Genomic DNA, 20,497 nt, shown 5'->3' with positions numbered 1-20,497 from the left:
TCCTCGGCGGCGATCCGGTCCGCGTCGTCCGTGACCGGCTCGGCGGCCTGCGCGGGCTCGTCCTCGGACGGCTCGTCGCCCAGGTAGGAGGTGAGGAAGCTGGCGGGCTGCTCGCCGCCGTCCTCCTCGGTGTCCCAGGCAGCGTCCTCGACGTGCACGACCGGCTCGCTCGTCTCCGGGTCGGTGAGCTCGAGGTTCTCCAGGATCTCTGCCTCGGCCGGCTGGTCGCTGATCGGCTCGTCGACCTCGTCGGCGTCCTCGGCTCCGCGGCGGCGACGGCCTGCGCGTCGGCGACGAGCGGCAGGCTCCGGCGTACCGGCCTCTGCTTCTTCGGTGACAGCCTCGGCCTCGGGCTCCTCGGCGGGGGTCTCTTCGACGACCCGCGGGATCTCTCCCGTGGCCCACGCCTGACCGGCGAAGGTGTCGTCGGCGACGTCGTCGGCCCAGGTGGTGACCCGCGGAGCATCCGCGGCCGGCGGCTCCGGGACCACCGGAGCAGGCGTGGCCAGCGGGTCCTCGCCGTTGAGGACGGGCGGGGTCAGCGGTGCCGACATCGGGCCCTGCTCCGCCTTCGGGCGGTTCCGGCGTCCGAAGAGTCCGCGGCGCTGGGTCTGCTCGGGCTCGTCGTTCACCGGCCCACCGCCGGCGTCCTCCTCGTCCATGGCCGCCGAGAGGGTGGCCAGCGGGTCGTACGGGGCGAGCTCCTCGCGCTGGACCGCCTGGCCCTTGACGCTGCCCTCTTCCTCTTGGACGTCCTCGAGGCCCTCGAAGGCGATGCGCAGCGGGTCGATGACCTCGTCGCCCTCGTGCGCGTGCGACGAGGACGGCGCGGGGGTCTCAGCCGTGGGCTCCGGAACGGGTTCGGAGCCTGCGCGGCGGCCTCGTGCCACGACCCACTCCTTCCCTGGTGCGCCCGAGTCTTCGGACGATGCTCGTCTGCAACCTGAACCCTTGCATGTTTGCAGGCCGAATGCCGCACTTCGCAATGAATTGTCGCGGCTGGATTCGGTACCTGTACCCAACGATGCACCGGTCGGATCGGCACGGTCGAGCGGGCCCGGTTGGGTGCCCTAGGCCAGCTTCTCAGCCCGGGCCTGGGCGAACGGACGGAGAACCTTCGGCCAACGCGCTCAGATCAGTGGTCTCCGAAGGGTGACAGAACGGCGTCTGTTGGTAGTGTCGGGGCTGCAGGTGCAAGTTCCAGCGTTAAACAACGCAGTTGGAGTTTGTGATCCAACGGCGTTTCTTCTCTTTGCGAGGCGGGACGACGTATCACCGCACCTGTGCAGAGGCCGCTGATGTGGTGGTCTCCCGCCCGATACAAGGAGAAATACGAGCATGGCTCAGGGCACCGTTAAGTGGTTCAACGCTGAAAAGGGCTTCGGCTTCATCGCCCAGGAGAACGGCGGCGACGACGTCTTCGTTCACTACTCCGCGATTCAGTCGCAGGGTTACAAGTCGCTGGACGAGAACCAGAAGGTTGAGTTCGACGTCACCCAGGGTCCGAAGGGCCCGCAGGCGGAGAACGTTCGCGCGATCTGATCTCAGCGTTTACGCGCTCAAATCATTTCTGAGGGCTTCGACCATTCGGTCGGAGCCCTCAGTCTTTTGGGGTTAGGTTCGTTCCGGGACGACGTACGCCGTCCTGCGACCCGCGAGGCCGAGGAGGCGCAGTGTCCGGTGACCCGTTGGACGTCGAGCTCGAGGACACCGAGCTCCTCGCCGAGGTCGACCTCACCACGACGCTGATCGCCGCGGCCAACCAGTCCGAGGGTCCACTGGATTCCGCGGAGATCGACCGGTTGCTCGGTCTGGACTGATTCGTCCGGCTGTGACCCTTCTAACGGGGTCGGCCTCCGGTTGCGGTCTGAACGGGGGATGCACCTAGCATGTGTGGCGTTCGGGTCCACCTCCCCAGGAGTCTTCAGTGGCGTTGCGGTTCAAGCCTGTCGACACGGCTTTCTACACCTTGCTTGCCACCCAGGCGAGCCACCTCGTGAACGGTGCCAGCCTCGTCGCCGAGCTCCTCGACGAGGGCGGTGACCGCGAGGACCTCTCGAAGCGGATGCGCGCGGCCGAGCACGAGGCCGACGAGACCACCCACGAGGTCGTGCGCCGGGTCAACAGCACCTTCGTCACGCCGTTCGACCGGGAGGACATCTATGCCCTGTCCTCCAGCCTCGACGACGTCATGGACTTCATGGAGGAAGCCGTCGACCTCGTCGTCCTCTACGAGGTCGAGAGCCTGCCGGGTGGCGTCGCCGACCAGATCGAGGTGCTGCAGCGCTGCGCCGAGCTCACCGCCGAGGCGATGCCGCGGCTGCAGAGCATGAAGGACCTCGAGGAGTACTGGATCGAGATCAACCGGCTGGAGAACGCCGGCGACAAGAGCTACCGCCGGCTGCTGGCCAAGCTGTTCAGCGGTCAGTACGACGCCCTCGAGGTGCTCAAGCTCAAGGACGTCCTCGACGCGCTCGAGCACGCCATCGACGCCTTCGAGAAGGTCGCGAACATCGTGGAGCAGATCCACGTCAAGGAGTCCTGACCGGTGGAACTCGCCATCGTGATCACGGTGGTCGTGGTCGCCCTGGCCTTCGACTACACGAACGGCTTCCACGACGCCGCCAACGCGATCGCCACCTCGGTCTCGACGCGGGCGCTCACGCCGCGGATCGCGCTGATCCTCGCCGCCGTCATGAACTTCGTCGGTGCGCTGCTCGGCCAGGAGGTCGCACACACCGTCGCCGACACGATCGGGTCGATCAGCGGCAAGGACGGCCTGGTCGTCATCCTCTCGGCCCTGCTCGGGGCGATCGCCTGGAACCTGATCACCTGGTACTTCGGCCTGCCGTCGTCGTCCTCGCACGCGCTGATCGGTGGCCTCGTCGGCGCCGGCATCGCCGCCGGCGCCACCATCAACTGGACCACCATCAAGGAGAAGGTCCTGATCCCGATGGTGCTCTCGCCGATGCTCGGCTTCGTGCTCGCGTTCCTGCTGATGCTGACCTTCATGTGGGTGCTGCGTCGTCGCAACCCGCACGCCGTGAACCGCAACTTCCGCTTCCTGCAGACGATCTCCGCCGCCGCGCTGGCGCTCGGCCACGGTCTCCAGGACGCGCAGAAGACGATGGGCGTCATCCTGCTCGCGCTGGTCACCTTCAAGCCCGAGACGTTCAGCATCGACCACCTGCCGATCTGGGTGGTGCTCGCCGCGGCGAGCGCGATCTCGCTGGGCACCTACTCCGGTGGTTGGCGGATCATGCGCACCCTCGGCCGCAAGATCATCAAGCTCGACCCGCCCTCGGGCTTCGCCGCCGAGACCGTCGCCACGAGCGTCCTCTACGTGATGGCGATCCACTTCAAGGCCCCGGTCTCCACGACCCACACCATCACCTCGGCCGTCATGGGTGCCGGCGCCACCCGCGGCCGGGCCGCGGTGAAGTGGAACATGGCCGGCTCGATCGTCATGGCCTGGGTGCTCACCTTCCCTGCCGCCGGGCTCGTCGCCGCCGCGACGTACGGCGTGCTGCGGTACGTCCTCCAGCTCCCGTAGTCCCTGCCGCGCCGCCCGGGGACATGCGAATGTCGCGGGTGGGGCAGCTGGGGTGTTCTCGCCACCTGCCGTCCACATTCGCATGTCCGGCGGTCAGCGATGGGGTGCTGTGGAGCAAGCAATCCGTACGACGGAACGCCGCAGCACGCTGCCGCGATGGATCTCATCAACCACATGAAGGTGCTCGGCGGGGCAGCCACTCGGGGCGAGCTCGTCGAGCGTTGGGGGCGAGCGGCCCTGGAACGGGCGGTCCGGGCGGGCACGATCGTGCGCCTAGCACGCGGCCGTTACGCCCTGGCCGTCGCGGACAAGTCGGTTCGAGCAGCTGCGACGTACGGGGGTGTCGTCTCGATGCGGAGCGCCGCCAACCTGCACGGGTGGGGACAGCGCCTCGTGCCGAACCGGCCAGACGTGACGTTCCCTCGCAACCGACGCCTGGAACCCGAGGCCAGACGCTTTCTCGTTCCGCACTGGTCCGACCTCGCGCCCGAGGACGTTGAGCGGGGAGTGACCACCAAGAGGCGCACCCTGATCGACTGCATGCGGAACCTTCCCCTCGCAGATGCCGTGTCGATCGCCGACAGCGCGCTGCGAAGGAAGGACATCACCAAGAACGAGCTGGTCCGCCTGGCGTTCGGTCTGCGGGGCCGCGGGCGCACCCGCGCCATCTTGGTCGCCGCGATGGCCACGCGGCAGGCGGCCAACGCGTTCGAGTCGACACTGCGGGCGATCGCCTCGACGGTGCCGGGACTCTTCGTCCGGCCACAACAGCCGGTGCGGGTCGAGCGCGACCACGTGCTCCACCCTGACCTGATCGACGACCGGCTGAAGATCGTCATCGAGGCGGAGAGTTTCGAGTGGCACGACCGAAAGCAGCTCGCGATCGACTGCTGGCGCTACAACGCCTTCCAGAACCTGGGCTACCAGGTCATCAGGTTCAGCTGGGAGCAGGTCATCCTCAACGCGCCGTACGTCGTGAAGGTGCTCGTGCGCGCCGTCCGACGTGCACACCGACATGCGAATGTCGCGCAGGTGGCGGCTGCCTAGCGCAAAGGGCCCTCCTGCCACATTCGCATGTCCGGCGGCAGGGGGGCCCGTGCGGGGGGAGAAGCAGGCTCAGCCGAAGCGGCCGGAGATGTAGGCCTCGGTGGCTTCCTCGTCGGGGACGGAGAAGATCTTCTTGGTCGGGTTCATCTCGATCAGGCGGCCGGGCTTGCCGGCGCCGGCGAGGTTGAAGAACGCGGTGTCCTCGGAGACGCGGGCGGCCTGCTGCATGTTGTGGGTGACGATGACGATCGTGTACTGCTCCTTGAGCTCGTGGATCAGGTCCTCGACCGCGGAGGTCGAGATCGGGTCCAGGGCGGAGCAGGGCTCGTCCATGAGCAGGACCTGCGGCTCGACGGCGATGGCGCGGGCGATGCAGAGGCGCTGCTGCTGACCGCCGGAGAGGCCCATGCCGGGCTTGCCGAGGCGGTCCTTGACCTCGTTCCAGAGGTTCGCGCCCTGGAGCGAGCGCTCGACGACGTCGGCAGCCTCGGACTTCGTCAGCTTCTTGTTGTTCAGCCGCAGGCCGGCGAGAACGTTCTCGGCGATCGACATCGTCGGGAACGGGTTCGGGCGCTGGAAGACCATGCCGACCATCCGGCGGACCTCGACCGGGTCGACCGCCGAGTCGTAGAGGGACTGGCCGTCGACGGCCACCTTGCCCTCGACGCGGGCGCCGGGGATCACCTCGTGCATCCGGTTCAGGGTGCGCAGGAAGGTCGACTTGCCGCAGCCGGACGGGCCGATCAGCGCGGTCACCGAGCGGGCCTTGATCGTCATGTTGACGTTCTCGACCGCCAGGAAGTCGCTGTAGTAGATGTTCAGGTCAGAGACGTCGATGCTCTTGGCCATGGGTTGACTCTCTCAGTGTCCGGTCTTGGGGGAAAGGACCTTGCCGAGGACTCGGGCAAGGATGTTCAGGGCCATCACGATGATGATCAGCACCAGCGCGGCGCCCCAGGCCATCTGTCGCAGGACCTCGGGGTTGGCGCCCGGCGACTGGTAGCTGGAGTAGATGAACACCGGCAGGCTGGCCATCTGGCCGCTGAACGGGTTCAGGTTCACCGAGTCGGTGGCGCCGCAGATGATCAGCAGCGGTGCGGTCTCGCCGATGACGCGGGCGATCGCGAGCGTGACGCCGGTGATGATGCCGGCCATCGCGGTCGGGATGACGACTTTGAGGATCGTCTTCCACTTCGGCACGCCGAGCGCGTACGACGCCTCGCGGAGGTCCGTCGGGACGAGCTTGAGCATCTCCTCCGAGGAGCGCACCACGATCGGGATCATCAGGATCGAGAGCGCGACGCTGCCGCCGAAGCCCATCTGGGTCCCCGGTCCGACGATGATCGAGAACAGTGCGTAGGCGAAGAGGCCGGCCACGATCGAGGGGATACCGGTCATCACGTCGACCAGGAACCGGATCCAGCTCGCCAGCCGCGAGTGCTGGCCGTACTCGACCAGGTAGACCGCGGCGAGCAGACCGATCGGCACCGAGATGATCGCGGCGCCCAAGGTGATGATCAGCGTGCCCATGATGGCGTGGTAGATACCGCCGGGCCCGTCGAGGACGTTGCGCATCGACCAGGTGAGGAACTTGGCGTTGATCGAGCTGCTGCCCTTGCTGATGACCGTGTACAGCAGGGAGATCAGCGGGATCAGGGCGATCACGAGCGCGGTCCACACCAGCGAGGTGACCAGGCGGTCGGTCGCCGCGCGGGCGTTCTCCACCAGGCGCGACCAGGTCGACAGCCCGACCAGGTAGATGAGGCCGCCGGTGACCACGATCGGCGCGACGCCCCAGCCCAGGGACAGGCCGAGCAGGACCGCGGCGGCGGCGGCGATCACGGCGGCGATCAGCGGCGCGAGCTTCGGCAGCCGCGGGCGCTGGAGCGGGTGCTCGACCACGAGGGACGGCTCGGGGGCGACGGCGGTCACTTCTTCCTCCCGGGCTCGTAGCGGGCCACGATCGCGCGGGCCGCGAAGTTGACGACGAAGGTGATCACGAACAGCACCAGGCCGGAGGCGATCAGCGCGTTGCGCGCGGTGCCGGTGGCGTCGGAGAACGTCAGCGCGATGTTCGCGGCGATCGTCGACGGGTTCGTCGAGGAGATCAGGTTCCAGGTGACGACGTTGCTGGCGGACAGCACCAGGGCCACCGCCATGGTCTCGCCGAGCGCGCGGCCCAGGCCGAGCATCGCCGCGGACACGATGCCCGAACGGCCGTACGGCAGCACGGCGAGCCGGATCATCTCCCAGCGGGTCGCGCCGAGGGCCAGCGCGGCCTCCTCGTTCAGCCGCGGGGTCTGCATGAAGATCTCGCGGGTGATCGCGGTGACGATCGGGATGACCATGAGGGCGAGCACGATGCTCGCGGTCAGGATGGTGCGGCCGGTGTTCGAGTACGGGCCGGCGAAGAACGGCAGCCAGCCGACGTGCTTGTCCAGCCACTCGTAGAGCGGGACGATCTTGGGGCCGAGGACGCCGATGCCCCAGAGGCCGTAGACGACCGAGGGCACGGCGGCGAGCAGGTCGACCAGGTAGCCGATCACGGTCGCCAGCCGGCGGGGCGCGAAGTGGGAGATCGACAGCGCGACCCCCAGCGCGAGCGGAACCGCGATCAGCAGCGCCAGGACGGCGGCGAGCAGCGTTCCGAAGACGAGCGGGGCGACGTACGAGAGGAAGTTCGCGTGCCCGCGGAGGTCCTCCTTGCCGGCGGTGAGCCCGGGGGCTCCCTGGGCCAGCAGGAAGATGCCGACGCCCGCGAGGGCGACGAGGATGGTCAGGCCTGCGGCCCGGGTCAGGTTGGAGAAGACCAGATCGCCCAAGCGTCGCTTGGGCGATCCGGCCTTCATCACTTCGGTGCTCACGGGATCAGTGTGTCCCTCGTGGGCTTACTTTGCAGCGATCGTGTCGATGATCGCGGCGGCCTTCGTCTGCAGCGAGGCCGGCAGCGGGGCCGAGCCGGCGTTGCTCGCCGCGGCCTGCTGGCCGGCGGTGCTGACGACGTACTTCAGGAAGCCCTTGACCAGGTCCAGCTTCGCGGCGTCGTACGTCGGGCAGGCGATCACGTACGAAGCCAGGAACAGCGGGTAGGCGCCGGCCTCGGTCGTGGTGCGGTCCACCTTGATCGCGAGGTCACCCTCGGTGCGGGTGTCGTCGATCGGGGAGACCTCGAGCGCCTTGGCAGCACCCTCGGCGGACGGCGCGGTGAACGCGTCGCCGACCTTGATGTTGGCCTTGGAGAGGTCACCGGCCTGGCTCTCGTCGGCGTAGCCGATCGAGCCTTCCTTGATGGCGGCGATGACGCCGGAGGTGCCGGTGGCGGCCTCACCCGACTTCAGCGGCCACACCTTGTCCGGGTCGTACTTCCACGCGCCCTCGCCGGCCTTGCTCAGGTAGTCGGTGAAGTTCTTGGTGGTACCCGACTCGTCACCGCGGTGGACCGTGGTGATGGCGGTGGACGGCAGGGTCACGCCGGAGTTGTCGGCGGCGATCTCCGCGTCGTTCCACTTGGTGACCTTGCCGGAGAAGATGTCGGCGATGGTCTTGGCCGACAGGTTCAGCTTGTCGACGCCGTTGAGCTTGTAGACGACCGCGATCGGGCTGACGTAGCTCGGGACCTCGAGGGCGTTCTTGCCACCGCAGCGGGCCTTGGCAGCGTCGACCTCACCCTTGGTCGGGTCGAGAGCGGCGTCCGAGGCGGCGAAGTCGATCGCGCCGGCGTTGAACTGCTCGACACCCGCGCCCGAGCCGGACGGGTCGTAGTTGACGGTGACCTTCGGGTTGTCGGTCTGGAAACCGGCCCGCCAGGCCTTCATGGCAGCCTCCTGGGCACTGGAACCCGCGCCCTTGATGGTGCCGGAGAGGTTGCTGGTCTTGCTTCCGGTGTCTTCGTTGCCGGCACCACACGCCGACACCGCGAGGCCGAGCGCGAGGGTGGCGATGCAGGGGGCGGCCACGCGCCGGAGGACAGTGCGGTTCACTTGAATCTCCTGTTGTCGTAAGCGACTTGTCACCAGCGAAGGTAGGAATCCGAAGTGACCGGTCCGGTCGGCTCGGGTGAACGGAAGGTGAACGGGGCGCGGCCATGTGGCGTCGTCCACGCGGGGATGAGGCCTGGATCACGCTTTCCGGGACTCACCGGACCAGGTAGCGCTCCGTGGCCACGACCCGGCCCTTGCGGTGGTGCACCACGACCAGCTCGCCCGGCGAGAGCGGCTCCTCGGAGACCCCCAGGGCGGTCATGATCCCGGGCAGCACCGGCCGGTGGCTGCACAGCACCGCGTTCTCCTTGGTGGCCAGCAGCGAGTCGACCGTGGTGGACACGGTGACGGGCGTCGAGTCCTCCTCGTTGACCCCGGGCACCGCCTCGATCCCCAGGACGTGGTCGCGTGCGTACGGCGCGACGGTGTGCATGCAGCGCAGGCTGTCGGAGGAGACCACCCGGGTGACCCCGTACGCCGAGAGCACCGGGATCAGCGCCTTGGCCTGCATCCGGCCGACCGTCGTCAGCGGCCGCTCGTCGTCCGAGCCGGTCCAGGTGCCGCGCTTGGTGGCCCGCCCGTGCCGCACGACGGCCAGCGCCGTGGTCCGCTTGGGCTGCTTCTCGACCTCGTCGAGCAGCTCGATGTCGTCGGCGTAGGTGAGCATCGCCCGGGCCTTGTCGAAGCTGAACCAGGCGACCTGGTCGATCTCGTCGTTGACGGCGTAGCTGGACACGTCGGAGTCGCCGACCACACGGCCGACCCAGTAGTGCACGGTCTTCGCCTTGGCGCCGGAGACCAGGTAGACCTGGCGCGGCAGCGGCCGGTCGAGACGGATCTCGACGCCGGTCTCCTCGAGCACCTCGCGGACCGCGGTCGTGGTGATGTGCTCGCCGGACTCCTGCTTGCCCTTCGGCCAGGCCCAGTCGTCGTACTTGGGTCGGTGCACGAGCAGGACCTCGCCGCCGTTGTCCTTGCGGACGACCACCGCTCCCGCGGCGACCACATCGGGGCCACGAGCCGGGATGGGGATGGTGGGCAGGTCCTTGGCGGCCATGCGGATAGTGTCACCGCCAGTCAGCAATTGGGGAAGTCGGAGGACCTGAGTAGTGGCTGAACGTCGGCGGAACGTCACGGTCGCGGTGATCGTGCTGGTCGTGCTGGGTGGTCTGGCCGTGGTCGGTGCCCGGATCTGGTCCGCGCACGACCGCACCGACCTGCGCCGGGCGCTGGACGTGGTGCCGTCCTCCACGCTCCGGCTGTCCTTCACCGACTGGGCGGCCGTGCGCACGACGCTCGGGTCGGATCCCGGCGAGGACCCGACCACCGACGACATCCAGAAGCTGATCAGCAAGGGCTACGACACCGACTTCACCGCCGTCTCGAGCATCGAGGACTCCGCCGAGGCGCTCCAGGAGCACTTCGGGTTCTCGCCCGCGACGATCGAGTGGGAGGCGTTCGCGCAGGGCCGTTCCGGCGCGACCATGGTCGTGCGCATGCCCGACGGCTTCGACTTCGACGCGGTCCGGCGCAAGCTGGAGACGGCCGGCTTCACCAAGCCCAAGGACGACGACGGGGTGTGGAACGGCGGCGTGGACCTGGTGGCCTCGCTCGACGAGACGATCAGCCCCGAGCTCCAGTACGTCGCGGTGCTGGCCGACCAGCACCTGATCGTCACCAGCGACACCGAGAGCTACGCCAAGAAGGCGGCGCAGGTCGCCCAGGGGCACGGTCGGTCGCTCGGCGACAACGCCTCGGTGCGGGACACGATCGCGCCCCTCGACGAGCCGGCCGCAGCGATGCTCTGGGCCAACGACTTCGCCTGCAGCGACCTGGCGATGTCCCAGGCCGCCACCGACGACCAGGACACCGGCAACCAGCTCGTCAACCAGGCCGGTGGCATCACGCCGCTCTCGGGACTGGTCATGGCACTCGGCGCGGACCGCAGCCTGACCGTCTCCGAGCTCTTCGAGAGCAGCCGGATGGCCAAGGACAACCTGCGGCCGCGGGCGAAGCTGATCGTCGGGCCGGCGGCTGGGCGCGGAGGCTCGTTCAGCGACGACCTGAAGCTGACGAAGTCGCACACCGACGGCTCGACCGTCCAGCTGGTCCTCGAGCCGAAGACGAAGACCGGCTTCGTGCTCTCCGCGCTCGACAGCGGGCCGGTGCTCTTCGCGACCTGCTGAGCGAAACGGTCAGCCGGTGACGCGCTTGAGCGTGTTGTAGCCGAACGCCACCACCCGGCGGATCGGGCGACCCGTCGGTGGGGTGTTCTTGAACGACTCGACGTACCGGCCCACCGCCTGCTCCAGGCCCTGGGCCAGCACCGCGTCCAGGTCGGCGTCCGGGAGCACCTTCTGCGCGACGTGACGCCACAGCGCCTCGTCGATCCGGGTCCGCTGCGCGAGCAGCTCCTCGGCCGCGGCCAGCTCGGGGCCGAAGTCGGGGCGCATCCGCCGGGGGATGAAGGTGCGTTCGTTGAGCCGGGTGTCCGACAGCTCGGTGCCCAGCCAGGCGGCGACGCCGCTGACGAACGCCGGGTTCTCCATCACGTCGACGTGGGCCATCGCGTCCAGCCGGGCGAGCGCGGCCGCGGTGATCTCCTCGTCGTGGGCCGGGTCGATGTACCCGTCGGCAGGCATCAGCGGGTGCGGCCACGCCAGGAAGCGGGCGATGGTGTTGTCGGTGTTGGTGGCCACCAGCGGTTCCTGGAGGTACTGCACCAGCGGCTTCCAGCCGACCCGGAAGTTCTCGGCGCCGGAGCCGAAGTGCCGGATGTCGAACTCGGTGACCGCACGGCTGTGCATCCACTGCGACAGGATCCGCGAACGCGGGTTGCGCAGGAACGTGATGTGGTCGGCGCCCGGGTAGCGGGTCATCGTGGTGAACGGGCCGATGTGCCCGGCGACCAGCGTCGCGTCCGCCGGCAGCTCCTCGGGCGTCAGGTACATCATGTCGCGGGCGACCTGGCTGAAGTCCTCGAAGTCGTCGAAGCCGCCGGCCAGCGAGGTGTCCATGCCCTGCACGAAGACCTCGGGCTTGAGCGCGTCGTAGAGCGCCGCGGTGAGCGAGGTTCCGGCCGTCTTCGGGATGTGGCTGAACACCAGGGGGTTGCCCGGTCCGTACGTACGCATGCGGGCGACCCTACAACTGGCCGGCGGTCGGTCAGCGTCGGCGGTGGTGGGCGGCGACCAGGGTGTCCTGCAGGTTGGCGAGCGGCTCGTCGCCGACCGGCTTGGTCTGCGCCCAGGTCCCGTCGGGTCCGAGCTCCCAGGCCGACGTCCCGGGGTCGAACGCGAGGTCGAGCACGGCGCCGACCTCGTCGGACAGGTCGGCGCTGGGCAGCTTCACCAGCACCTCGACGCGGCGGTCCAGGTTGCGGTGCATCATGTCGGCCGAGCCGATCCAGGCCTGCGGCTCGCCGCCGTTCTCGAACCAGTAGATCCGGCTGTGCTCCAGGAACCGTCCGAGCACCGAGCGCACCCGCATGGTCTCGCTCAGACCCGGTACGCCGGGCCGGGCGGCGCAGATCCCGCGGATCAGCAGGTCGACCGGTACGCCGGCGCGCGAGGCCCGGTAGAGCTCGTCGATGACGGCCTCGTCGACGACGGAGTTCGCCTTGATGCGCACCCGTGCCGGCAGGCCGGCCTGGTGGTGGGCGATCTCGGCACGGATCCGGTCGATGAGGCCGGAGCGGACCGAGTCCGGGGCCACCATGATCTGGTCGTACTCGGCGTTGCGCGACCAGCCCGAGAGGTTGTTGAACAGGTGGGCGATGTCCTCGCCGATCGCCTCGTCGGTGGTCAGCAGGCCGAAGTCCTCGTACATGCGGGCGGTCTTCGGGTTGTAGTTGCCGGTGCCGATGTGGGTGTAGCGGCGGATGCCGTCCGGCTCCTCGCGGACCACCATCGCCAGCTTGCAGTGCGTCTTCAGACCGACCAGGCCGTAGACGACGTGGCAGCCGGCCTGCTCGAGCTTGCGGGCCCAGCGGATGTTGGCCTGCTCGTCGAAGCGCGCCTTGATCTCGACGATCACCAGCACCTGCTTGCCGGCCTCGGCCGCGTCGACCAGGGCGTCGATGATCGGGGAATCGCCGGAGGTCCGGTACAGCGTCTGCTTGATCGCGAGCACGTGCGGGTCGGCCGCGGCCTGCTCGATGAACCGCTGCACCGAGGTGCTGAACGAGTCGTAGGGGTGGTGCAGCAGCACGTCCGAGCGGCTGACCGCCTTGAACACGTCGACCGGCGAGGCCGACTCCACCGGGGCGAGCAGCCGGTGCGTGCTGGGCAGGAACGCCTCGAAGCGCAGGTCCTGGCGGTCCAGGTCGGCGATGCTGTGCAGGCCGCGCAGGTCCAGCGGCCCGGGCAGCCGGACGACCTCGTCCTCGCGGACGCCGAGCTCGGAGACCAGCAGGTTCAGGACCCGCTCGTCGATGCTCTCCTCGACCTCGAGCCGCACCGGCGGTCCGAAGCGTCGGCGCAGGAGCTCCTTCTCCAGCGCCTTGAGCAGGTTCTCGGCGTCGTCCTCCTCGACCTCCAGGTCCTCGTTGCGGGTGACCCGGAAGGTGTGCACCGCGCGCACGTCCATGCCGGGGAACAGCCGGCGCAGGTGCTCGCCGATCACGTCCTCCAGCGGCACGAAGCGCTGGTTGCCCAGGGAGATGAACCGGGTGAGGCTCTGCGGCACCTTGACCCGGGCGAAGTGCTCCTTGCCGGTCTTGGGGTTGGCGACGAGCACGGCCAGGTTCAGGGACAGGCCGGAGATGTAGGGGAAGGGGTGCGCCGGGTCGACGGCCAGCGGCGTCAGCACCGGGAAGATGCGCTCCTTGAAGAGCTTCTTGCAGAGCCGCTGCTCCTCGCGGTCCAGGTCCTCCCAGCGCACGAGCTGGATGCCCTCCTCGGCCAGCGCCGGGATCAGCTGGTCCCGGAAGACCTGCGCCTGACGGGCCATCAGCTGGGCCGCCTCGGTCCAGATCTGCGCCATGACCTCCTTGGGCATCAGGCCGGAGGCGGAGCGCACTGCGACGCCCGCGGCGATGCGGCGCTTGAGGCCGGCGACCCGGACCATGAAGAACTCGTCGAGGTTGCTGGTGAAGATCGCCAGGAAGCGGGCCCGCTCGAGCAGCGGGACCTCAGGGTTCTCGGCCAGCTCGAGCACCCGCTGGTTGAAGCGCAGCCAGGACAGCTCGCGGTCCAGGAAGCGGTCCTCGAAGCCCGCGGTGTCGAGATCGTCGATCTCGGCCTCGTACGGCGGGTCGACGTCGAAGGGCGCCACCACCCGAAGCGTGGACTCCAGGGGTCCCTCGCTCGCGTCGGCCGGGAAGGTGTCGGTGCTCATGGGGGCAGTCTGACAGCAGCAGGTGAACTCGGAGTGAAGTAGTTTCCCCCTATGTCGTCAGCGCAGATCGCCTTCGAAACGCTCGTCCTCCGTGCCGCCCTCGGGCTGCCCGAGCGCGTCCAGCGCGCGCTGCTGCGTCGCCCGGTGGTGATCGACGGCCAGACGCTGGCCGCCGAGACCCAGATGATGCTGAAGCTGCAGGCGCTGACCAAGCAGCCCGGTCTCGGGATGCTGCCCGACCTGCAGGCCAACCGCGAGCAGGTGATCACCCAGGGCGGGATGGTCGGCGGCAAGCAGCCGATCGGCGCAGTGCGCGACCTGACCGTCGACGGCGGCGACGGACCGATCGCGGCCCGGCTGTTCATCCCGACCGCGCGCCTGCGCGACGACCAGGTGCCGACGCTGCTGTTCATCCACGGTGGCGGGCACGGGTTGGGCGCGATCGACAGCCACGACGGCGCCTGCCGGGTGCTGGCCGAGGAGTCCGGCGTGCAGGTGCTCTCGGTCGAGTACCGGCTCGCGCCCGAGCACCCGTTCCCGGCCGCGGTCGACGACTGCTTCGCGGCGTACCAGTGGCTGGTGAAGAACGCCGACAGCATCAACGCGGACACGACGCGGCTCGCGGTGGGCGGCGACTCGGCCGGCGGCAACCTCTCGGCGAGCACGGCCCTCCAGGCGGCGGAGGCCGGTCTGCCGATGGCGTTCCAGCTGTTGATCTATCCGGTGACCGACTTCGTGAACCGTTCGCGGAGCCGCGAGCTCTTCGACGGCGGCGGCTTCTTCCTGGAGAAGCCCGGCATGGACAAGCTGCACCGCTGGTACCTCCCGGACGCGGCCCAGGACACCCACCCGCTGGCCTCGGTGCTGCTCCGCACCGAGTTCCCGCCCGGACTGGCGCCGGCGTTCGTGGCCACCGCCGGGTTCGACCCGCTGCGTGACGAGGGTGAGGCCTACGCGCGGCTGCTCGCCGAGCACGGCGTCCAGGTCGAGCTGAAGCGCTACCCGGCGATGATCCACGGGTTCTTCAACATCGTCGGTGCGGGTCGGGAGTGCCGGGCCAACGCGCTCGACATCGCCGACCGGCTCAAGGCCGCCATCGGCTGACCTCAGCCGGCGAGGTTCCCGACCACCACGAACACGACGACCATCAGCAGCAGGGCGACGGCCACCCCGCCGAAGACCAGCAGCTTCAGCCGGCGTTCCCGCTCGTCGTCGTTCACCCGACGGCGCCGCGGTACTGGACCTCGGTCCGCACCGTGGTGAACCCCTGCCGCTCGTAGACCGCGATCGCCGGAGCGTTGTCGCCGTCGACGTACAGGATCACCTCGCCGACGCCCTTGGTCGCCAGGTGGCTGAGGCCGACGTTGGTGAGCACGCTGCCCAGACCCCGGCCGACGGCCTTGGGGTTGGTGGCGACCACGTAGACCTCGCCGTACGGCGGGTTCTCGTCGAGGTGGACCTTGGTCCAGTGGAAACCGAGGATCTCCGGGTTCGCCGGGTCCTCGTCGTCCGGCACGGCCAGGAACAGCCCGTCGGCGTCGAACCAGGCCTCCTTGCTCCGCTCGAGGAAGTCCTCGTGGGTCATGTGGCCCTGCTCGGGGTGGTGCGAGAAGGCGGCGGCGTTGACCTCGAGAACACCGGTTTCGTCGGCCGGCGTGAACGACCGGATCTTCACGCCGGCAGGCGGGTCGATCGGGACGACGGGCTCGCTGGTCGGACGCGCCATGATCCGCAGCTCGCGCTCCTTGTGGATCCCGAGCTTGGACGCGATCCGGCCGGCCGAGGGGTGGTCACCGTGCGACCAGGCCTCGATCTTGCCGACCGTCGACGCCGCCTCGGCCAGTGCCAGCCGGGCGAGCTCGCTGCCGGTGCCGCGGTTGCGAGCCATCGGGTGCACCGCGATGTCCAGGATCTGCCCGTGCAGCAGGGCGAAACCGTCGTCGCCCAGCCACAGCGCAGCGTCGCGCAGGCCGCGGTACTTCAGCTGCAGGCAGGCCTGCTCGTTAAGGGTGATCACGCCGTCGGCGACGTCGCACGCCTCCGCGATCCGCCGGACCTCGTCAGCCGGGGCGCTGCCGCCCTGATCGTCGAAGAAGGTGTCAGGGTCGATCCGGTTGATGCTCAAGCTTGCACGTCCTCGCGCTCGCGGGCCTTGTCCTTGGGGGGCAGCACGAACCGGTAACCGACGTTGCGCACGGTCCCGATCAGCGACTCGTTCTCGGGCCCGAGCTTGGCGCGCAGCCGCCGGACGTGCACGTCGACGGTACGCGTACCGCCGAAGTAGTCGTAACCCCACACCTCCTGGAGCAGCTGCTCGCGGGTGAAGACCCGGCCCGGGTGCTGCACGAGGTACTTGAGGAGCTCGAACTCCTTGAAGGTCAGGTCGAGCGTGCGGCGGCCCAGCTTCGCGGTGTAGGTGGCCTCGTCGACGACGACCTCGCCGCCGCGGATGATGTGCGCCTCGGGGTCGTTGCCGTCCCGGGAGGCATCCATGCGGCCCAGTGCGAGGCGGATCCGGGCGTCGATCTCCGCGGGTCCGGCGCTGACCAGCAGCACGTCGTCGATGCCCCAGTCCGCGGCCACGACGGCCAGTCCGCCCTCGGTGACCACCAGCAGCACCGGCTGGTCGGACCCGGTGGTCCGGATCAGCCGGCAGAGGTCGCGGGCGTGCGCGAGGTCGCGGCGCCCGTCGATGAGGACCAGGTCGGACGACGGCGCCTCGAGCAGCGCGCTGCCCTCGGCGGGCAGGATCTTCACCTGGTGCGGCAGCAGGGCCAGCCCGGGAAGGACCTCGGCGGACGGCTGCAGCGCGCTCGTCAGCAGCAGCAGGACGCTCATGCGCACCTCCTCCGTCGGCCGATGCGGAAGGATATCGAACGTGAGCACCTCGTCTGCGCAGGATCAGCCAGTCCGCGGACAGGTCACCCTGCGCTTCTGGGCCGCAGCCCGGGAGGCGACCGGGCTCACCGAGGAGCTGGTGCCGGTCGACGGCCCCGTCACGTTGGCGGTCCTGGTGGCCGACGCGCTCGCCCGGCACGGCGACTCGGAGCGGCTGCGCCGGGTGCTGGACAGCTGCTCGGTGCTGATCGGGGACCGACCGGTGGCGAGCGCCGACCCCGCGACGGTGCTGGTCGAGCCGGGGGAGTCGGTGGAGTTCCTGCCGCCCTTCGCGGGAGGCTGAGCCCGGCGGCTGACTTCTGGAACCGACCCCGGCACCGGTGCGGAGTCGGCTATCGTCACGCCGTTACCCCGACCCCCTGGTGAACCAGAGAGCTGAGTCCATGAGCACCGTCTCCGTCGAGCAGGTCCTGTCCGACTTCCTGAACCGCGTCGAGAAGATGCCGGAGTCCCTGACCCCCGACCTGAACCTGTACGCCGACGGCATCGGCCTGGACTCCCTGGACGCCGCCGAGCTCTCCGCGGTCCTCGAGGACGAGCTGGGCTCGAGCCCGTTCGATGCCGACGAGATGCCGGAGACCGTCGGCGACGTCATCGCGTTCTACGACGCGGCAGCCGCGTCCTGATGGGTCGCGAGCCGCGCGTCGTCATCGTCACCGGCGGGAGCCGGGGGCTCGGCGCCGGGATCGTCCGGTCCTACCTGGAGAGCGGTGACCTGGTCGCCACCTGCGCCCGGTCGATCACTCCCGAGGTCGAGGCCTGGCAGTCGGACCCGGCGACGGCCGACCGCTTCCTGTGGGGCGCAGCTGACCTCGCCAAGGTCGAGGACGCGGACGCCTTCGTGAAGGCGGTCGTGGAGAAGTGGGGACGCGTCGACGTCCTCATCAACAACGCCGGTGTCGCCCGCGACGGCATCCACAGCCAGTTCTCCGACGAGGACATCGACACCGTCGTCGACCTGAACATCAAGGGCACGCTCTACGTGACCCGCGCCGTCGGCCGGAAGATGCTGGTCAAGCGCAGCGGCCACATCGTCAACATCTCCTCGATCGTCGGCCTGTCCGGCTACCGCGGCCTGGCCACCTACAGCGCCACCAAGGCGGCGCTGGACGGGATGACCCGCGCGCTCGCCCGTGAGCTCGGATCGCGCGGCATCGTCGTCAACGGCGTGGCGCCGGGCTACCTGAAGACCGAGATGAGCCACGGCCTGGACGCCGACCAGCTGAACCAGATCGTGCGCCGCACGCCGGCCGGCCGGCTGGGCGACCCGGAGGACATCGCGCGGGTCTGCCAGTTCCTCACCGACCCGGCGAACACCTACCTGACCGGTCAGGTGATCGTGGTCGACGGCGGCCTCACGTCGTAACCGGCGTCTCCAGCGCGGTCTCGTCGGTGGGTTCGTCGCCGTGGTGACCGCCACCCGGGCGTGACCGGTACGCGCCCACCCAGAGCGTCAGGCAGCTGATCACGCCGACCGCTGCCATCGTGATGCCGGCGGCGACCAGGCTGTTGATGTGCGAGGCCCACCAGACGCCGAGCACCACGAACGGGGTCAGCGCGACCTCGATCCAGGACGCCCAGCCGCCGTGCCCGCGGCCCTGCAGGATCGCGATCAGCACCCGCCGGAAGCTCAGCAGCCCGCCGGCCGCGATCAGCCACCGGGCGCACTCGGTCGCCCCGGTGAACTCCTCGCCGAACGCGATCCGGATCGTCGGCGCCGCGATCAGCTCCAGGCCGACCACGGCGACCACGATGATCGCGGCCGAGAGCACGATCCAGCCGCGCACCACCAGGCGCTCGCGCGGCGGGTCGTTCTGCACCACGGCGATCCGCGGCAGGGCGACCATCGCCAGGCTGCCGCCGAGGATGTTGGTCAGGCTGGCCAGCGAGAACGCAGCCGAGTACAGGCCGAGCTGGGCGTTGCCGAGCAGCGATCCGACCAGGGTGCGGTCGATGGAGAGACCGTCGATGGGGCCGACGCTGCCGATGTGGGTCTTCTTCGTCAGGTCCCAGAGCTCGTGGCCGTCGAGGCGGTGGGTCGGGTCGTGGGTCGGCTTGCGCAGGGCGAGCAGCCGGACCAACGAGGTCAGCAGCGCGCTGCCGATGATCAGCGCCAGCGTCTCCACGGCGTCGAGGTCCGCGCCCACCCCGAAGGCGACCACGAACGCGAGGGTTGTCACCGCCTGCGGTGCCAGGTTGGTCATCGCGAACGACAGCAGCGGGGTGCCCTCGCCGAGCATCGAGCCGATCAGCACCCGCAGGCCCATGGTCTGCAGCGCCATCAGCGCGAGCGCGACGGCCAGGGCGTACTTGGTGCCGCCGTCGGAGTGGCGCTCGAGGAAGAGCAGGTAGCCGGCCGCGAGCGCCGAGGGCACGACCGAGATCGTCACCAGCCGGGGCAGCAGGTGCCCGAGGCCGTCGCGCGCGGTGTAGCCCTTGTCGGCGAGCAGCTTGGTGATCGCGTTCGGCAGACCGCCGCCGAGGGTCAGCTGCGAGGCCATCATCGCCAGCGAGGTGACCAGCACGACCTGGCCGCGGCCCTCCACGCCGAGCATCCGGGAGGCGAGCACCGCGTTCACGGTGGAGAGCAGCTGGGTCAGGATCGAGGCGCCGACGACCGCGAGCCCGGTGATGGCGCCGCCGGCCTGCTTGGGCCGTTCCGGCGCCGGAGCCGCGTCGGCCGCGGGCGCGGCGGTGGTGTCGGGCTCGGGCACGCAGAGCAGCATACGTTCGACCGTTCGTGCTCGGACGACGAACGCACATGCCAGACTGTCCGCGCCCGTACGCCGTTCGCAGAAGGAGCCCCGAGCTTGTCGTCGCTGACCCACAAGGCGCTGATGTTCCTGTACGGGCGCGGCTACGAGGTGCGCCGGCACCCGGCCGTCCGACGGGCGGCGATGTTCGCCCAGCACGGCATCGACCTGGTGATCGACGTCGGTGCGGCGCACGGCGGTTACGGCGAGCAGGTCCGCAAGTTCGGGTACGCCGGGAAGATCGTCTCGTTCGAGCCGCTCGACTCCGCCTACGCCGAGCTGTCGAAGGCGATCGCCGGGGACGCCGCGTGGTCCGCGCGCCAGGTCGCGCTGGGCAGCGAGCCGGGCGAGGCCGTCATCAACATCGCGTCGAACAGCGACTCCAGCTCGCTGCTGCCGATGGAGTCCGCGCACACCGAGGCCGAGCCGAGCGTCGGCTACGTCGGCCAGCAGACCGTCACGGTCGCCCGCCTCGACGACCTGATCGACGAGATCGCCACCCCGGACAGCAAGATCTTCCTGAAGATCGACGCCCAGGGTTTCGAGAAGGAGGTGCTGGCCGGCGCGCAGGAGACCCTCAAGCGCTGCCAGGGGATCCAGCTCGAGCTCTCCTTCGTCCCGCTGTACTCCGGCGGCATGCTGATCGACGAGGCCGTGTCCACGGCGTACGCGGCCGGCTTCCAGATGGTCAGCGTCGAGCAGGGCTGGGCCGCGGCGTCCGGTCAGATGCTCCAGGCGGACGGCGTTTTCTTCCGCTTGTAGTCCAGTAACACTGTTTTTGTAGACCAGGGACGGGAATTCGTCTCCCGGCGACCTTCCGGACATATCGATCCGGTATCGTCTGGTCTCGCATGGCGGGGGAGCCGTGCACAGCACCGCGGGGGATCGGTGTGCTGGACGGGGGAATGTCCACATCTTCGGGGGATGAG

At 69.4% G+C, this 20,497-nt stretch carries 22 protein-coding genes; 11 read left to right on the top strand and 11 right to left on the bottom strand.

Annotated features, from left to right (window positions below):
* The coding region (locus EFL95_RS19605; RefSeq protein ID WP_183407218.1) for a hypothetical protein at positions 1-890 on the bottom strand (890 nt) is incomplete at its 3' end.
* A 448-nt stretch (positions 891-1,338) separates the two neighbouring features.
* Between EFL95_RS19605 and EFL95_RS15990 the strand changes: the two genes are divergently transcribed.
* From EFL95_RS15990 to EFL95_RS15975, 5 genes are all read left to right on the top strand, one after another.
* Complete coding sequence (locus tag EFL95_RS15990; protein ID WP_123235114.1) at positions 1,339-1,542, top strand: cold-shock protein; 204 nt, start codon at positions 1,339-1,341, stop codon at positions 1,540-1,542.
* 131 nt (positions 1,543-1,673) lie between these two features.
* Complete coding sequence (locus EFL95_RS19600; protein ID WP_183407251.1) at positions 1,674-1,820, top strand: hypothetical protein; 147 nt, start codon at positions 1,674-1,676, stop codon at positions 1,818-1,820.
* Between the two features lie 107 nt (positions 1,821-1,927).
* Positions 1,928-2,545, top strand: coding sequence for a DUF47 domain-containing protein (locus EFL95_RS15985; protein WP_123235113.1), 618 nt, complete (start codon positions 1,928-1,930; stop codon positions 2,543-2,545).
* A 3-nt stretch (positions 2,546-2,548) separates the two neighbouring features.
* The gene (locus EFL95_RS15980) at positions 2,549-3,553 is read left to right on the top strand and encodes an inorganic phosphate transporter (protein WP_123235112.1); all 1,005 of its coding nucleotides are present in this window, start codon (positions 2,549-2,551) and stop codon (positions 3,551-3,553) included.
* A gap of 156 nt (positions 3,554-3,709) precedes the next feature.
* The gene (locus EFL95_RS15975) at positions 3,710-4,600 is read left to right on the top strand and encodes a DUF559 domain-containing protein (RefSeq protein ID WP_183407217.1); all 891 of its coding nucleotides are present in this window, start codon (positions 3,710-3,712) and stop codon (positions 4,598-4,600) included.
* A 69-nt stretch (positions 4,601-4,669) separates the two neighbouring features.
* On the opposite strand, the gene pstB is transcribed toward EFL95_RS15975, so the two are convergent.
* The 5 genes from pstB to EFL95_RS15950 form a co-directional block, all read right to left on the bottom strand.
* Positions 4,670-5,449 carry a phosphate ABC transporter ATP-binding protein PstB gene (gene pstB / locus EFL95_RS15970; RefSeq protein ID WP_123235110.1) on the bottom strand — a complete coding sequence of 260 codons (780 nt, stop codon included), beginning with the start codon at positions 5,447-5,449 and terminating at the stop codon, positions 4,670-4,672.
* Positions 5,450-5,461: 12 nt separating this feature from the next.
* Positions 5,462-6,532, bottom strand: a complete 1,071-nt coding sequence (gene pstA / locus EFL95_RS15965; protein WP_123235109.1) for a phosphate ABC transporter permease PstA — start codon at positions 6,530-6,532, stop codon at positions 5,462-5,464.
* Positions 6,529-7,464: a phosphate ABC transporter permease subunit PstC gene (gene pstC / locus EFL95_RS15960; RefSeq protein WP_246005000.1), complete on the bottom strand. Its 936-nt coding sequence runs from the start codon at positions 7,462-7,464 to the stop codon at positions 6,529-6,531. Before pstC ends, pstA begins: the two co-directional genes overlap by 4 nt.
* A gap of 24 nt (positions 7,465-7,488) precedes the next feature.
* Positions 7,489-8,580, bottom strand: coding sequence for a phosphate ABC transporter substrate-binding protein PstS (pstS, locus tag EFL95_RS15955; RefSeq protein ID WP_123235108.1), 1,092 nt, complete (start codon positions 8,578-8,580; stop codon positions 7,489-7,491).
* Between the two features lie 154 nt (positions 8,581-8,734).
* Complete coding sequence (locus EFL95_RS15950; protein ID WP_246004999.1) at positions 8,735-9,637, bottom strand: NUDIX hydrolase; 903 nt, start codon at positions 9,635-9,637, stop codon at positions 8,735-8,737.
* Positions 9,638-9,689: 52 nt separating this feature from the next.
* Between EFL95_RS15950 and EFL95_RS15945 the strand changes: the two genes are divergently transcribed.
* Complete coding sequence (locus EFL95_RS15945; RefSeq protein ID WP_123235107.1) at positions 9,690-10,766, top strand: hypothetical protein; 1,077 nt, start codon at positions 9,690-9,692, stop codon at positions 10,764-10,766.
* 9 nt (positions 10,767-10,775) lie between these two features.
* On the opposite strand, the gene EFL95_RS15940 is transcribed toward EFL95_RS15945, so the two are convergent.
* Positions 10,776-11,714 carry a sulfotransferase family 2 domain-containing protein gene (locus EFL95_RS15940; RefSeq protein WP_123235106.1) on the bottom strand — a complete coding sequence of 313 codons (939 nt, stop codon included), beginning with the start codon at positions 11,712-11,714 and terminating at the stop codon, positions 10,776-10,778.
* 31 nt (positions 11,715-11,745) lie between these two features.
* Positions 11,746-13,917, bottom strand: a complete 2,172-nt coding sequence (locus tag EFL95_RS15935; RefSeq protein WP_123235105.1) for an RNA degradosome polyphosphate kinase — start codon at positions 13,915-13,917, stop codon at positions 11,746-11,748.
* Positions 13,918-13,968: 51 nt separating this feature from the next.
* Here EFL95_RS15935 and EFL95_RS15930 point away from each other — a divergent pair, with 51 nt between their 5' ends.
* Positions 13,969-15,021: an alpha/beta hydrolase gene (locus tag EFL95_RS15930; RefSeq protein WP_123235104.1), complete on the top strand. Its 1,053-nt coding sequence runs from the start codon at positions 13,969-13,971 to the stop codon at positions 15,019-15,021.
* Between the two features lie 112 nt (positions 15,022-15,133).
* Here EFL95_RS15930 and mshD read toward each other — a convergent pair whose 3' ends face one another.
* Positions 15,134-16,042 carry a mycothiol synthase gene (mshD, locus tag EFL95_RS15925; RefSeq protein WP_123235103.1) on the bottom strand — a complete coding sequence of 303 codons (909 nt, stop codon included), beginning with the start codon at positions 16,040-16,042 and terminating at the stop codon, positions 15,134-15,136.
* Positions 16,039-16,755 (bottom strand): response regulator transcription factor, encoded by a 717-nt coding sequence (locus EFL95_RS15920; RefSeq protein ID WP_123235102.1) that lies wholly within the window; start codon positions 16,753-16,755, stop codon positions 16,039-16,041. Before EFL95_RS15920 ends, mshD begins: the two co-directional genes overlap by 4 nt.
* A gap of 40 nt (positions 16,756-16,795) precedes the next feature.
* On the opposite strand from EFL95_RS15920, the gene EFL95_RS15915 reads away from it, so the two are divergent.
* From EFL95_RS15915 to fabG, 3 genes are all read left to right on the top strand, one after another.
* Positions 16,796-17,098 (top strand): MoaD/ThiS family protein, encoded by a 303-nt coding sequence (locus EFL95_RS15915; RefSeq protein WP_246004998.1) that lies wholly within the window; start codon positions 16,796-16,798, stop codon positions 17,096-17,098.
* Between the two features lie 100 nt (positions 17,099-17,198).
* Positions 17,199-17,441 (top strand): acyl carrier protein, encoded by a 243-nt coding sequence (locus tag EFL95_RS15910; protein WP_123235100.1) that lies wholly within the window; start codon positions 17,199-17,201, stop codon positions 17,439-17,441.
* Positions 17,441-18,181, top strand: a complete 741-nt coding sequence (gene fabG, locus EFL95_RS15905) for a 3-oxoacyl-ACP reductase FabG (protein ID WP_123235099.1) — start codon at positions 17,441-17,443, stop codon at positions 18,179-18,181. The genes EFL95_RS15910 and fabG overlap by 1 nt, the downstream gene beginning before the upstream one ends.
* Here fabG and EFL95_RS15900 read toward each other — a convergent pair.
* Complete coding sequence (locus tag EFL95_RS15900; RefSeq protein ID WP_183407216.1) at positions 18,171-19,529, bottom strand: lipopolysaccharide biosynthesis protein; 1,359 nt, start codon at positions 19,527-19,529, stop codon at positions 18,171-18,173. The genes fabG and EFL95_RS15900 overlap by 11 nt on opposite strands.
* Before the next feature lie 96 nt (positions 19,530-19,625).
* On the opposite strand from EFL95_RS15900, the gene EFL95_RS15895 reads away from it, so the two are divergent.
* Positions 19,626-20,330 carry an FkbM family methyltransferase gene (locus EFL95_RS15895; RefSeq protein WP_123235097.1) on the top strand — a complete coding sequence of 235 codons (705 nt, stop codon included), beginning with the start codon at positions 19,626-19,628 and terminating at the stop codon, positions 20,328-20,330.
* The last annotated feature ends 167 nt before the right edge of the window (positions 20,331-20,497 follow it).

The organism is Nocardioides marmorisolisilvae, assembly GCF_003725775.1.
In the GTDB taxonomy this organism is placed as follows: Bacteria; Actinomycetota; Actinomycetes; order Propionibacteriales; family Nocardioidaceae; genus Marmoricola; species Marmoricola marmorisolisilvae.
The sequence above is the reverse complement of the archived record's forward strand: the minus strand, read 5'-3'. Positions and strand labels throughout refer to the sequence as shown.

Excerpts from the sequence above, each read along its gene's own strand:
- EFL95_RS15990 (WP_123235114.1), top strand. The coding sequence starts at position 1,339 with ATGGCTCAGGGCACCGTTAAGTGGTTCAACGCTGAAAAGGGCTTCGGC.
- EFL95_RS15975 (WP_183407217.1), top strand. The coding sequence starts at position 3,710 with ATGGATCTCATCAACCACATGAAGGTGCTCGGCGGGGCAGCCACTCGG.
- pstB (WP_123235110.1), bottom strand. The coding sequence starts at position 5,449 with ATGGCCAAGAGCATCGACGTCTCTGACCTGAACATCTACTACAGCGAC.
- EFL95_RS15950 (WP_246004999.1), bottom strand. The coding sequence starts at position 9,637 with ATGGCCGCCAAGGACCTGCCCACCATCCCCATCCCGGCTCGTGGCCCC.
- EFL95_RS15940 (WP_123235106.1), bottom strand. The coding sequence starts at position 11,714 with ATGCGTACGTACGGACCGGGCAACCCCCTGGTGTTCAGCCACATCCCG.
- EFL95_RS15935 (WP_123235105.1), bottom strand. The coding sequence starts at position 13,917 with ATGAGCACCGACACCTTCCCGGCCGACGCGAGCGAGGGACCCCTGGAG.
- EFL95_RS15930 (WP_123235104.1), top strand. The coding sequence starts at position 13,969 with ATGTCGTCAGCGCAGATCGCCTTCGAAACGCTCGTCCTCCGTGCCGCC.
- EFL95_RS15920 (WP_123235102.1), bottom strand. The coding sequence starts at position 16,755 with ATGAGCGTCCTGCTGCTGCTGACGAGCGCGCTGCAGCCGTCCGCCGAG.
- EFL95_RS15910 (WP_123235100.1), top strand. The coding sequence starts at position 17,199 with ATGAGCACCGTCTCCGTCGAGCAGGTCCTGTCCGACTTCCTGAACCGC.
- fabG (WP_123235099.1), top strand. The coding sequence starts at position 17,441 with ATGGGTCGCGAGCCGCGCGTCGTCATCGTCACCGGCGGGAGCCGGGGG.